This is a genomic window from Ruania rhizosphaerae (assembly GCF_009805705.1).
GTDB classification, from domain to species: Bacteria; Actinomycetota; Actinomycetes; order Actinomycetales; family Beutenbergiaceae; genus Ruania; species Ruania rhizosphaerae.
This window is the reverse complement of record NZ_VSMB01000034.1, coordinates 1-1282: the sequence shown is the minus strand read 5'-3', so window position 1 is coordinate 1282 and position 1282 is coordinate 1. Positions and strand designations below refer to the sequence as shown.

Here is a 1282-nt window from a genome sequence, read left to right as displayed (position 1 = left end):
CGGCGGATTCATATGGTCAGTGCAACAGAAGTGACCGTGTGAGGGTGGGTGGTTGGGATGCCGTCGGGGTTTCGGTGGTCGTTGCGGGTGCGTCGGGATGTGCTGGGTCGGATCGCGTTGGGTGCTTCGAGTGTGGGGACGGCGCGCCAGTGTGGCGTGGCGCCCAGGACGGTAGGGCAGTGGTGGGGTGATGCTTGCGCGATGGAGCTGAGAAGAGGCCGTGGTGGTGGTTTGGCCCGGCCGGCCTGTCCGGGTCGCCCTGGTGGGCGTGGACATCGGTTGACGCTGGAGGATCGCAATCAGATTCAGCGGGGGCTGGATCAGGGACAGACCTGCGCGGGCATCGCCCGGGAGCTGGGACGTCACCGCTCGAGCGTGTCGCGGGAGGTGAAGCGCCATCGTGGCAGCGATGGTGACTACAACGCTCTGGTGGCTGACGCCCTGGCCCAGGGTGATGCTGCCCGGCCTAAGGAGTTCAAGCTCACCCAGGACGAAGGTCTGTGCCATCAGATTGAGGAGTGGATGGACCAGGGATGGTCGCCGCGGTTGATCTCATCGGTGTTGGCTAGAGATCATGGCCGTGATCGGGGGAAGACAGTGAGTCACGAGACGATCTACCAGGCCCTGTATGTCCAGACCCGGGGGCGCCTGCGCGCGGATCTGTATCGCCAGCTCTCGACCAAGCGCCCGGCCCGCAAACGTCGCGGGCGCCTCGACGGGCGTGGCCGCCGTTACGGCCAGGCGCTGCGGATCTCCCAGCGTCCCGCGAGCGTGGCCGATCGGGCCGTACCTGGGCATTGGGAGGGGGACCTGATCATCGGTGCCGGTAGCGCTTCAGCGATCGGGACGCTGGTCGAGCGCTCGACCAGGTTCGTGATGCTGCTGCATCTGCCACACCGTCACGACGCCGACACCGTGGCAACAGCCATGCTTGAGGAGATGGGCCAGCTGCCCGATCAGCTACGTCGGTCCCTGACCTGGGACCGGGGATCGGAGCTGGCGAACTACGTCGATATCCAGCTCGACCTGCAGATGCCGGTCTACTTCGCCGACCCACACTCGCCCTGGCAACGCGGCTCGAACGAGAACACCAACCGGCTCCTACGCCACTGGTTCACCAAGAGCAGCGATCTCTCGGTCTGGAGCCAGAGCGACCTACGCCGCATCGCCAAACTCCTCAACTCACGCCCACGACCCACCCTCGACCTAGACACACCAGCACAGCGACTGACCCACCTACTCGCCAATCCGCCCGAAGTTGCATTGACCCCTTGACATCGCC

1 protein-coding gene is annotated in these 1282 nt (G+C 65.4%); it reads left to right on the top strand.

Annotated elements, in window-relative coordinates; genetic code table 11:
- Positions 1-57: 57 nt before the first annotated feature.
- A complete protein-coding gene (locus FV560_RS19940; RefSeq protein WP_159623764.1) occupies positions 58-1275 on the top strand; it encodes an IS30 family transposase in 1218 nt (405 codons plus the stop codon).
- The last annotated feature ends 7 nt before the right edge of the window (positions 1276-1282 follow it).

Excerpts from the sequence above, each read along its gene's own strand:
- FV560_RS19940 (WP_159623764.1), top strand. The coding sequence starts at position 58 with ATGCCGTCGGGGTTTCGGTGGTCGTTGCGGGTGCGTCGGGATGTGCTG.